Annotated in this window: 13 protein-coding genes; 8 read left to right on the forward strand and 5 right to left on the reverse strand. The window is 68.1% G+C overall.

Annotation, left to right across the window (positions count from 1 at the left end):
- Positions 1-10 precede the first annotated feature (10 nt).
- The 7 genes from ntrC to yacG all read left to right on the forward strand — a co-directional run bounded on the left by ntrC (position 11) and on the right by yacG (position 5671).
- Entirely contained in the window at positions 11-1432 is a 1422-nt protein-coding gene (gene ntrC / locus NX068_RS20390; RefSeq protein ID WP_263463064.1) for a nitrogen regulation protein NR(I), read from the forward strand.
- A gap of 104 nt (positions 1433-1536) precedes the next feature.
- Positions 1537-2349 (forward strand): biotin--[acetyl-CoA-carboxylase] ligase, encoded by an 813-nt coding sequence (locus NX068_RS20395; RefSeq protein WP_442806770.1) that lies wholly within the window; start codon positions 1537-1539, stop codon positions 2347-2349.
- Positions 2346-3092, forward strand: coding sequence for a type III pantothenate kinase (locus NX068_RS20400; protein ID WP_263463065.1), 747 nt, complete (start codon positions 2346-2348; stop codon positions 3090-3092). Before NX068_RS20395 ends, NX068_RS20400 begins: the two co-directional genes overlap by 4 nt.
- Complete coding sequence (locus tag NX068_RS20405; protein WP_263463066.1) at positions 3089-3946, forward strand: SPOR domain-containing protein; 858 nt, start codon at positions 3089-3091, stop codon at positions 3944-3946. Before NX068_RS20400 ends, NX068_RS20405 begins: the two co-directional genes overlap by 4 nt.
- A gap of 19 nt (positions 3947-3965) precedes the next feature.
- The gene (gene coaE / locus NX068_RS20410; protein WP_263463067.1) at positions 3966-4598 is read left to right on the forward strand and encodes a dephospho-CoA kinase; all 633 of its coding nucleotides are present in this window, start codon (positions 3966-3968) and stop codon (positions 4596-4598) included.
- 99 nt (positions 4599-4697) lie between these two features.
- Positions 4698-5453 carry a cell division protein ZapD gene (gene zapD, locus NX068_RS20415; RefSeq protein ID WP_263463068.1) on the forward strand — a complete coding sequence of 252 codons (756 nt, stop codon included), beginning with the start codon at positions 4698-4700 and terminating at the stop codon, positions 5451-5453.
- A gap of 8 nt (positions 5454-5461) precedes the next feature.
- On the forward strand, positions 5462-5671 hold the full coding sequence (gene yacG / locus NX068_RS20420) for a DNA gyrase inhibitor YacG (protein ID WP_263463069.1): 210 nt from the start codon (positions 5462-5464) through the stop codon (positions 5669-5671).
- Positions 5672-5849: 178 nt separating this feature from the next.
- Here yacG and NX068_RS20425 read toward each other — a convergent pair whose 3' ends face one another.
- Positions 5850-6803, reverse strand: a complete 954-nt coding sequence (locus tag NX068_RS20425; protein ID WP_263463070.1) for a Nudix family hydrolase — start codon at positions 6801-6803, stop codon at positions 5850-5852.
- Entirely contained in the window at positions 6800-7693 is an 894-nt protein-coding gene (locus NX068_RS20430; protein WP_263463071.1) for an ATP-binding protein, read from the reverse strand. Before NX068_RS20430 ends, NX068_RS20425 begins: the two co-directional genes overlap by 4 nt.
- Positions 7694-7877: 184 nt before the next feature.
- Here NX068_RS20430 and mltA point away from each other — a divergent pair, with 184 nt between their 5' ends.
- Complete coding sequence (gene mltA, locus NX068_RS20435; RefSeq protein ID WP_263463072.1) at positions 7878-9119, forward strand: murein transglycosylase A; 1242 nt, start codon at positions 7878-7880, stop codon at positions 9117-9119.
- Positions 9120-9162: 43 nt separating this feature from the next.
- On the opposite strand, the gene NX068_RS20440 is transcribed toward mltA, so the two are convergent.
- The 3 genes from NX068_RS20440 to NX068_RS20450 all read right to left on the reverse strand — a co-directional run.
- Positions 9163-9912: a DsbC family protein gene (locus tag NX068_RS20440; protein ID WP_263463073.1), complete on the reverse strand. Its 750-nt coding sequence runs from the start codon at positions 9910-9912 to the stop codon at positions 9163-9165.
- An 18-nt stretch (positions 9913-9930) separates the two neighbouring features.
- On the reverse strand, positions 9931-11094 hold the full coding sequence (locus tag NX068_RS20445) for a UbiH/UbiF family hydroxylase (RefSeq protein WP_263463074.1): 1164 nt from the start codon (positions 11092-11094) through the stop codon (positions 9931-9933).
- A partial coding sequence (locus tag NX068_RS20450) for a hypothetical protein (protein WP_263463075.1) occupies positions 11091-11296 on the reverse strand: 206 nt, incomplete at its 5' end. The genes NX068_RS20445 and NX068_RS20450, both read right to left, overlap by 4 nt.

An 11296-nucleotide genomic window follows, 5' to 3' on the forward strand; every position in this document is an offset into this window, starting at 1 on the left:
TGCATACGACATGAACAAAGTCTGGATCATCGACGACGATCGCTCCATCCGCTGGGTCCTCGAAAAGGCATTGAGCCGCGAGGATATCCCGCATCGCAGCTTCAGCTCTGCCAGCGAGGCGCTGGAAGAGCTCGACCGCAGCGGCCAGCCGCCTGCGGTGATGCTGTCCGACATCCGCATGCCGGGCGAGTCCGGCCTGGACCTGCTGCAGAAGGTCAAGGAGCGCCATGCCCAGTTGCCGGTCATCATCATGACCGCCTACTCCGATCTCGACAGCGCGGTGTCGGCCTTCCAGGGCGGCGCCTTCGAATACCTGCCCAAGCCCTTCGACGTCGATCAGGCGGTGACCCTGGTCAGGCGCGCACTGGAACAGGGCATGCCCGAGAAGAACGGCTCGGAGGAAGCGGCGCTCGCGCCCGAGATCCTCGGCCAGGCGCCGGCCATGCAGGAAGTGTTCCGCGCCATCGGCCGCCTCGCACAGTCTCACGCCACCGTGCTGATCAACGGCGAATCCGGCAGCGGCAAGGAGCTGGTGGCGCGTGCGCTGCACCGCCACAGCCCGCGGCGCGACGCACCCTTCATCGCCATCAACACCGCGGCGATTCCGCGCGACCTGCTCGAATCCGAACTGTTCGGCCACGAGCGCGGCGCCTTCACCGGCGCCGCCGCCCAGCGCCGCGGCCGCTTCGAGCAGGCCGACGGCGGCACGCTGTTCCTCGACGAAATCGGCGACATGCCGGCCGAACTGCAGACCCGCCTGCTGCGCGTGCTGTCCGATGGCCATTTCTACCGCGTCGGCGGCCAGCAGCCGATCCGTGCCAACGTCCGCGTGATTGCCGCCACCCACCAGGATCTCGAGGAGCGGGTGCGCCAGAACCTGTTCCGTGAAGACCTCTTCCACCGCCTCAATGTCATCCGCCTGCGCCTGCCGCCGCTGCGCGAACGGCGCGAGGACATCCCGCTGCTGGTGCGCCACTTCCTGCAGAAGAGCGCGCTGGAGCTCGGCGTCGAGCGCAAGAGCATCTCGGACGCGGCGATCGAGTACCTGCAGTCGCAGCCTTTCCCCGGCAACGTGCGCCAGCTCGAGAACCTGTGCCACTGGCTGACGGTGATGGCGCCGGCCCAGGTGATCGAAGTCGCCGATCTGCCGTCCGAAATCCGCAGCCAGCCGATGCGCGAAGCGCCGACGAGCTGGATCGACGGCCTCGCCGGCGAAGCCGACCGCCTGATCGCGGCCTCGCCGGGGACGGTGTTCGAACAGCTCACCCATACTTTCGAGCGCACCCTGATCCGCCGTGCGCTCGCCGCCACCGGCGGCCGCCGCATCGAGGCGGCACAGTTGCTGGGCATCGGCCGCAACACCATCAGCCGGAAGATCCAGGAGCTCGGCATGGACGAGACCCCCAGCGGCGGCGACGACACCGCCGGCTGAGATCCGCAAGCCGGGCCGCCATTGCGTCGCAATCACGCACCAGGCTCGTGCGCCCGGCACGGTTGACGGATAATGCGACCAGCCTAACCGTCAAGCGCCCGCCCGTGTCCGAAACCTCCGCCAGTACCGCCAGCCTCCTGTCCCATCTCGGCCCGCTCGCCTCGCGCTTCGCGGTCGCCTGGATCGATAGTTGCGCGTCGACCAACAGCAGCCTGATGGAACAGATGCCGGACGACGACGGCAGAGTCCATGTACTGGTCGCCGACTGCCAGACGGCGGGCCGCGGCCGGCGCGGCCGCCAGTGGCAGTCGTGGCCGAATGGCAGCCTGACCTTTTCGCTGCTGTGGCGCTTCGCCGCCGGCACGCCCGCCCCTGCCGGGCTGTCGCTGGCCGCCGGCTTGGCGGTCGCCCGCACGCTGGAGCGCATCGGCGTGTCCGGCGTGCAGTTGAAGTGGCCCAACGACGTACTGGTCAACGGCGAGAAGCTGGTCGGCATCCTGGTCGAACTGCAGCCGGCGCGCGACCGCTCGCTGGCGGCGGTGATCGGCATCGGCATCAACCTCAGCCTGCCGCCCGGCGCGCAGGTCGAACATCATGCCGGCGTCACCGATCTGGCGCGCGCGCTGGAATCACCGCCGCCGTCGCGCCCGGCCCTGCTGGCCAACCTGTTGACCGAGCTGCAGCAATTGCTCGATCTCTATGCCGTCGCCGGCTTCGCCGCGCTGAAGAGTGCATGGGAACAGCGCAACGCCTTCGCCGAACTGCCGGTGCGCATCAGCGGCGAGCACGCCGCGATCGACGGCATCTGCCGCGGCGTCGACGACGACGGCGCCCTGCTGCTCGACACTGCCGACGGCGTTCAACGCATCCTGGCCGGCGACGTCTCGCTGCGCCCGCTCGGTGGAGAAGGCGCGTGATACTGCTGATCGACGCCGGCAACACCCGCATCAAATGGCGGCTGCAGGCCGCGGCGGGCGGCCTCGTCCACGACGAAGGCGCCGTTGCCCACGAAAACCTCGCGGCTCTCTCACACCTGCGCGCCCAGGCTGCCGAGCCGCTCCGGGTGGTCGGCAGCAATGTCGCCGGCAGCGAAACGGCCCGGCGCATCCGCGACGCGCTGGGCGTCGAACAGATCGAATGGCTGCGCCCCGGCGCACAGGCCTGCGGCGTGCGCAACCTGTATGCCGAGCCGGGCCAGCTCGGCGCCGATCGCTGGGCGGCGCTGATCGGCGCCCATGACCTGCACGCCGGCGCCTGCCTGGTGGTGATGGCGGGCACCGCCACCACGGTGGACCTGCTGTCGGCCGACGGCGATTTCCTCGGCGGCCTGATCCTGCCGGGCGTCGAGCTGATGCAGCAGTCGCTCGCCAGCGGCACCGCACAACTGCCGCTGGCCGCGGGCAGCTTCGCGACCCAGCCGCGCTGCACCGCCGATGCGATCCGTTCCGGCTGCCTGCAGGCCCAGGCCGGCGCCATCGAGCGCATGTTCCGCCAGGTCGCCGCACAACCCGGCGCACTGTGCCTGCTCGGCGGCGGTGCTGCCGATGCCTTTGCGGACCTCCTCGAGCTTCCGCTGAAACGCTTCGACAACCTGGTCCTGCACGGGCTGGCCACGATCGCCGCCGCATCCGGGCCCCAGCCGGCTGGAAACACGGCATGAGCACGCACCGCATCCTCATCATCATCCTGCTCGCGCTGAACGCGATCGCCTTCGCCGGCATCCAGGGCTGGCTCGGCGGCCCTCCGCCCCGCACCGAGCCCGAACGCCTTGCGCAACAGCTCGATCCGGAGCGCATCCGCCTGGCTTCCGATCCTCCCGCTTCCGCCGCACCAGCAACCGGAGCCTCCACGGATACGGCGGCCTCGACGCCGGAAGCCCCCGCGGACACGACGGCCGAAGCCGACGCTGCGGAAATTCCTCCCCTTTCGATGGAGCCCGACAGCAGCGCCGACACCGCTGCGGCGGAAGCTCCCGCGGCAGAAACCGTTGCAGCCGAAACCCCAAGGGCTGAAGCTGCTGCTCCGGAAACTCCGTCCGCCTCGCAAGCGGCCGTCACACCTCCCGTGCCCACGAGCTGCGTCGCCTGGAGCGACCTCAGCGAAGCCCAGGCCGATGCGCTGATGCGCCAACTGCGAAACAGCGGCGCCAGCGCCGAGCGCCGCAAGATCGAAACACCCAGCTCATGGTGGGTGCGCGTCCCGCCCCAGGGCAGCCGCGAGCAGGCCGAAGAGCAGGCCCGGGCGCTTCGCGCCCTCGGCGTCCGGGACTTGTTCATCGTGCAGGAGCGCGGGCCGGCGCAGTATGCGATTTCGCTCGGCGTGTTCCAGACCGAGGCCCGGGCACGCCAGATGCTGGCCGAGCTGCGCGCCCAGGGTGTGCGCAATGCCGGCGTGGCGCCACGCATGAGCACCGCCCACCGGATCCAGGCCCAGCTCACCGCCGACGCGGCGCGCGAAGCCGAAAGCGGCGTGCGCGGCCTCGCTTCGCGACGCACGGCCTGCGCCCAGCGCTGATATCCACCGCCTCACCACCATGACCAGCACGCCGTCCTCGCCTCCCTTCATCGTCGGCCTGACCGGCGGCATCGGCAGCGGCAAGAGTGCCGCCGCCGACCTCTTCGTCGCCCATGGCGCCAGCCTGGTGGATACCGACGCCATCGCCCATGCGCTGACTGCAGCCGACGGCGCCGCGATGCCGGCCATCCGCGCACGATTCGGCGATGCCGTCGTTGCCGCCGACGGCAGCCTGGACCGTGCCGCGATGCGTGCGCACGTGTTTGCCCAGAATGAGGCGCGCCAGCAGCTCGAAGCCATCCTGCACCCGATGATCCGCGCCGAAAGCGCCCGCCAGTGCTCGGCCGCACGCGGCAGCTATGTCATCCTGGCCGTGCCGCTGCTGATCGAGTCGGGCGGCTACCGAGCCCGCTGCGACCGGATCTGCGTGGTGGATTGCCCGCCGGAGCTGCAGATCGAGCGCGTCCGGGCCCGCAGCGGGCTCGAGGAAGCACAGATCCGCGCCATCATGGCCGCCCAGGCCAGCCGCGAGCAGCGGCTGGCCGCCGCGGACGACGTCATCGACAATGGCGGCTCGCTGGAACATCTGCATGCGCAAGTCGCCGCCCTGCATGCACGCTACGCCGCACTCGCCACCCGCCAGCCTGGCTGAAGACCACGTCGACGCCAGGGCCTTGGCGCGAAGAGCCAAATGGGCTCTGTGCTATCATCGACGAAATTTACGAGGCACGATTGTTGCGGAAAATGTGCGGTGATTAGCTACGAATATCCTCTCAACGAGCGCATCCGCACCCTGCTGCGACTCGAGGACCTTTTCGTCAAGCTCGCGCACTTCGTCGGGCGCGACGCTCCGCAGGACCATCACGTCGCGCTGCAGACCATTTTCGAGACGCTCGAAGTCGCCAGCCGTGCCGATCTCAAGGTCGATCTGGTGCAGGAACTCGAACGCCAGCGCCAGATCCTGATGTCCTTCCGCAACAACCCCGATATCTCGGAAGAAGCCCTGTCCGGCGCGCTGTACGAGATCGAACAGGCCTCCACCGGCCTGCTGGCGATGGCGGGCAAGATCGGCCAGTACCTGCGCGAGAACGAATGGCTGATGAGCATCCGCAGCCGCGCAGCGATACCCGGCGGCGTCTGCCAGTTCGACCTGCCCTCCTACCACTACTGGCTCAACCGCGACCCTGCCGCGCGCCGGCACGACCTCGACGCCTGGATGTCGCCGATGGCGCCGATCCGCGAAGGCCTGGAAATCGTGCTGCGCCTGCTGCGCGCCAGTGGCCGGCCGGAAACGCAGATGGCGCGCAGCGGCGCCTACCAGTTGACCATGGCCGGACGCAGCGCCCAGATGCTGCGTGTGCGCGTGTCCCGGACCGATGCGGTGGTGCCCGAGATCAGCGCCAACAAGTATGCGCTGAACATCCGCTTCATGCTGCCCGAAACCGTCGCCCGCCCGCGTCTGGCCGAGCGCGACGTGCAGTTCGAGCTCACTTTCTGCAGTCTCTGAGCGAGGCCATGGGCGACACGCTACGCACCGTATCCTGCCCGACCTGCGGCAAACCCGTGGTCTGGAGCGCCGAGAGCCGCTACCGGCCGTTCTGCTCGGCACGCTGCCGCCAGATCGACCTCGGTGCATGGGCCTCCGAAGCCTATCGCGTTCCCACTTCGCCGCCCGATGCAGGCGACGCCGAGGACTTCCTGCCCCCCGGGCAGACGCGCGACTGAAATCCCTCCGGAGCGAAAAAACACGCGCCGCATCACCGCCGTCGAATCGGATGGAATGCCCCCATAGGAACGGCTTCAGCCGGGGGCGCCGAACCGCAAGGCACTTCTCGTAAGCGACTTCAGCCGCAATAGCAGCCACGGGAGCGCATTGCAGCCCTGTTCGCGGCTAAAAAGCCGCTCACACTGGTACGGTCCCGCTCCACGCCCCGCGGATTGCGGCAATACCATGTGCGCCGGCATCGCGCGCTTTTTCCATGTTCTCCGGCTGTAGACCGCCCAGAGCCAGTACCGGCAATGGCAGGCCGGCCGCCAATTCAGTGAAACGCGTCCAACCCAATCCTGCTTGGCCGGGATGGCTGGCCGTCGGCGCCACCGGGCCGAGCAGGGCGTAGTCCAGCCCCAGCCCGGCAGCCCGCTCGAGTTCCCCGCGGTCGTGGCAGGACGCGCCCACCCAGGAGCAATCCGGACGTTCATCCAGAGCCGCCAGCATGCGTGCGGGCAGATGCACGCCGTCGGCACCGACTGTCCTGGCCAGCTCCGGATCGCCATTGATCAGCACCAGGCCGCCGCAGCCGTGGACGCGCGCGACCACTTCGCGCGCGAAGCGCTCACGCTGCATGGCGTCGAATGCCGGTTCGCGCACCTGCACCAGCCGCAGCCCGCCCGCCAGCGCGCGGTCGAGCGCCGCGAGCTGGGCGTCGATGCCGATCTCGCCGGCATGGGTGATCGCCATCAGGCGCGGCAAGCGCAAGGCCTTCAGGATCGGGCCGTTGGCCGGCAGCATCGGTTCGCGCGTGGCCTGCTCCGGCACCACCCAGTCGAGCACGCTGTGCACCTTGCCATGCGGTTCGCCTTCCCAGGCCGAGACCTCGAAGAAGTGCAGGCGGACGTGGGCGTGCTCGTACAGGTGTTCGCGCAGCATCCAGGGCCGCAGATGGGTGACGCGGATGCCGAGCTCCTCGTCGAGTTCGCGGCACAAGGCCTGCGCCGGCGTTTCGCCCGCCTCGACCTTGCCGCCCGGAAACTCCCAGTAGCCGGCATACACGGTGTCCGGCCCGCGCTGGCCGAGCAGGTAGCGCCCGTCGGCACGCAGCAGCACGCCGGCGGCCACCTCGACACGCTTGCGCGTCACCGTTCGGCTCCTTCGCCGTGCTGCGCGGCTTCGCCGATCTGGCCCGCGTAATCGCGCGCGAACTGCCAGGCGACCCGGCCCGAGCGGGAGCCGCGCATCAGCGCCCACTGCAGCGCCTCCTGCCGTGCCTCGTCGATGCGCGCCTGCGGCACATCGAAGCTGGCGAGCCAGTGCGCGACGATGTCGAGGTATTCGTTCTGGCTGAAGGGATAGAAGGAAATCCACAGCCCGAAGCGCTCGGACAGCGAGATCTTTTCCTCGGTCGCCTCGCCGGGATGGATCTCGCCGTCGATGTGGCGGGCTTGCAGGTTCTCGTCGTGGTACTCGGGCATCAGATGGCGGCGATTGGAGGTCGCATAGATCAGCACGTTGTCCGCCATCGCCGACACCGAGCCGTCGAGCACGCTCTTGAGCGCCTTGTAGGCATCCTCGCCTTCCTCGAAGGAGAGGTCGTCGCAGAACAGGATGAAGCGCTCGGGGCGGCCTTCGATCAGTTCGACGATCTCCGGCAGATCGACCAGGTCGGTCTTGTCGACCTCGATCACGCGCAGGCCGCGATCGCTGTATTCGGCCAGCAAGGCCTTGATCAGCGAGGATTTGCCGGTGCCGCGCGCGCCGGTCAGCAGCACGTTGTTGGCCCGGCGGCCGGCGAGGAACTGCTGCGTGTTGCGGTCGATGCGTTCTTTCTGGTCGTCGACGTCCTGCAGGTCGGCCAGGCCGATGCGGTGCGGCGAGCGCACCGGCTTGAGCGCCGCACGGCCATGGCGCCGCTGCCAGCGGAAAGCCACCGCGGCACCCCAGTCGGGCGCCGTGGCGGGGCCGGGCAGCAGCGCCTCGAAGCGCTCCAGCAACCGCTCGGCGCGGCTCATCAGGTCTGACAGCTCAGTCATCGTGTTCGTCCTTGTTGTCGCCGGCGTCTCCCCGCCGCGGCCAGGTCGCCCAGACGATGATCAGCAGCAGCACGAGTGCCAGACCTGCTTCGAGAAAGATCACCCACATCGCAAACCTCGGGGCCGGGATGCTGCCACCGGTATACTGTTGTCCGAAAGTTTCGCAGTCTAACCGATCCCCTCCATGATTCCGGCTCCCTCCCGCCTGGCACGCCCCGCGCTGCCCTTCCTGCTCGCCCTGCTCGGCGCCTGTGCGGCCCCGCAACAGGCACCCGATACCGAAGCACCGTGTCCGCCGCAACGCGCCTGTCCGGCCTGTCCCGCTTGTCCGCCGACGACGACGCCCACCCCGCCAGCCGACGCAACGGCAGAGCCTCCGCCCGCCGTCCAGGCAAGCTGGTCCGCCCTCCCCGGCTGGAGCGAGGACGATCCGGCCGAAGCCTGGCCGGCCCTGCTCGCCTCCTGCTCCAGGCTCGCCCGGCAGATGGACTGGCAGTCCGTCTGCGCAGCGGCATCCGCGCTCGGCAGGACGCCTTCCAGCCAGCAGGCACGGGCGTATTTCGAGCAGCACTTCGTCCCCTGGCAGTTGTTCAACGGCGGGTCCTCGGCGGAAGGCCTGGTGACCGGCTACTACGAGCCGCTGATCCGCGGCAGCCGCAGCCGCTCCAGCCAGTATGCGTGGCCGATCCATGGCGTACCGGCGGACATGCTGACGATCGAGCTCGGCGACGTCTATCCCGAGCTGAAATCCATGCGCCTGAGAGGGCGCATCGTCGGCAACAAGGTCCTGCCCTACTGGACGCGGGGACAGATGGAGGAGCGCGGCAATCAAGTGCCCGCCCCGGTGCTGCTGTGGGCGAACGACCCGATCGACCTGTTCTTCCTGCAGGTGCAAGGTTCGGGGCGCGTCCGGCTGCCCGACGGCAAGACCGTCCGCATCGGCTACGCGGATCAGAACGGGCATCCCTACCAGTCGATCGGCCGCTGGCTGGTGGCGCAGGGAGAATTGAGCCTGGACCAGGCGTCGATGGACGGCATCAAGCGCTGGGCGCGCGACAACCCCGGCCGTCTGCGCGAAATGCTCAATGCCAATCCGAGCTACGTCTTCTTTCGCGAACTGCCGGCTTCGGACGGCGGGCCGATCGGCGCACTCAGCGTTCCGCTGAGCGAAGGCCGCAGCATCGCGGTCGACCCGCGCTACGTACCGCTCGGGGCACCGGTGTTCCTGGCGACGAGCTACCCGCTGAGCACGCGTCCGCTGAATCGCCTGGTGCTGGCCCAGGACACCGGCAGCGCCATCAAGGGCGCGGTACGGGCGGATTTCTTCTGGGGATTCGGCGAAAGCGCCGGACGGGAGGCCGGAAGGATGCGCCAACAGGGGCGGATGTGGGTGCTGCTGCCCAAGGGAATGAAGCCGCCCCGCTGAACGACCGCTCCTGGCACCTTTTCGGCGCCGGGAGCGGTTCGGGTCACTTGGACTTGGATGCGGTCTTGGGCTTCACTTCGGCAAGCGCCTTTTCGAGCTCCGCCGCCGGCATGTAGCCGCCGATGCGGGTACCGTCGGCCAGGAAGATCGTCGGTGTTCCGCTGATGCGCAATTGCTGGCCCAGTTGCACGTTCTGCGCCACTGCAGTGACGTCGCAGTCGGCGGCAGCCGGCTCCTTGCCGTCCAGCACCCAGCCTGTCCACGCCTGGGCCCTGTCTTTTGCGCACCAGATGTTGTTCGACTTGCTGGCCGAATCCTCACTGAGGATCGGATACAGGAAGGTGTAGATCGTAATGTCGTCCATGCCGGCCAGATCCTTGGCCAGGCGCTTGCAGTAGCCGCAGTTCGGGTCCTCGAAAGTCGCGATCACGCGCGAGCCCTTGCCCTTGACCTGCTTGACCGCACGCTCCAGCGGCAGCGAAGCGAAATCGATCGCGGACAGTTCGTTCAGGCGTGCCTGGGTGACGTCGCGGCGAGTCTTCATGTCGATGATGCTGCCATCGATGACGAACTCCGCCTTGGCATCGGTGTAGACGAGCTGGCCGTTCTTCAGCACCACTTCGTACAGCCCGCCATAAGGCGTTTTCGTCACCGACTCGACCGCGGGCGCACCGATGAAGCTTTCCATGCCCTTTTTTACCGCCTCCTCCGAGGCCTGCGCGAGCCCCATCGTCGTCAGGCCCAGCAGAAGTGCGATCGAACGCGCCATGGTACGTTGAGCAAACAAAGTCATCGATATCTCCGGATAGTTTCAGAACCGCCCATTGGCCGCATAGCGCGTCAAGGCGTTGGTTAGGACAGGCAGGCTGCCGGTGAGGTTCATCCCGGTATTGCGCAACGCAGCAAGAACCGGGTTGGGGTGATTGAAAAGACGGTTCAGGCCATGGGTGAGGTACTGCATCAGGAAAGGCTCTTCCGCCCGCGCGCGCGCATAGCTGCGCAGGATGGCGAGTTCGCCGATGTCCCGCCAGGCGGGCGTCCGCGCGAGCACCTCGGCCAGTGCCTTCGCATCCTGGAAGCCGAGATTGATGCCATGGCCGGACAAGGGATGGATCGCGTGCGCCGCATCGCCGATCAAGGCGATCCGCGGCTTGACCACCGACTCGATCCGCATCAGCCGCAGCGGGAACGCCGCCCGTGGCGTGATCAGGCCGAGCTCGCCCAGCGCATGCCCCCCCGCCGAAGCCACTTGCTCGCAGAAGACAGCTTCATCGAGTGCCAGCAGGCGCTCGGCGACCTCGTCCGGTGCCGACCAGACCATGGACATCCGGTTTCCGGGCAAGGGCAGCCAGGCCAGGATGCCGTCGTCGCGGAACCACTGGAAGGCCGTCGCACGATGCGGCAGGGCGCAATCGAAATTCGCCACCACGCCGCGCTCGCCGTAGGCGGAGACGCTGGCCTCGACGCCGGCCTGCTGGCGAACCCAGGACTCCCGCCCATCGGCACCGACGACGAGGCGCGCCCGCAGCACTTTGCCGTCCTGCAGTCCCAGCGAAACCCCTTCGTCCGAAACCGTCAGGCTGGCCGGCGAGGCCGGGCAGAACAGCGTGACGTTGTGCTGCCGCTTCAGGCTTTCCCACAGTTCACGGTGAATACGGCTGGACTCGCCGATCCAGGCAAGCTCGGACAGACCGCTATCGTAGGCGGAAAAACGCAGCGCACCACCCGCATCGCCGAAGATCCGCATTTCGGCAACGGCTTGCAGGCGCTCGCGCTCCAGATGCTGCCAGACGCCGAGTTCGTCCATGAAGCGGATGCTCGCCGGGCTATAGGCATACACCCGCTGATCCCAATCCGCCGGCACGCGTGGCGCACTCGCCTCGATGACGGCCACCTTCAGGTGGGTGCGGCGCAATGCAACCGCGAGCGCCGCGCCAGCCAATCCGCCGCCGACGACAATCAGGTCGAAATTCATTCAAGCATCCAGGCGTTGCCCTCAAGCCTGCCATTGTGCCGAATGGAGAGTTTGCCGTCACGCTTTGGCCAGTCCCGCCGGCTCGGCGCCGGTCCACCCACGTGCTTCACGTGCCAAAGTTTGGCGCTATAGACGTAAAAAAGCCCGACCACAGGATGTTGGTCGGGCATTTTTACGGAGTAGTTAGTCTGACGATGACCTA

This window comes from Thauera carbonicopians, from assembly GCF_025699485.1.
GTDB lineage: Bacteria > Pseudomonadota > Gammaproteobacteria > Burkholderiales > Rhodocyclaceae > Thauera.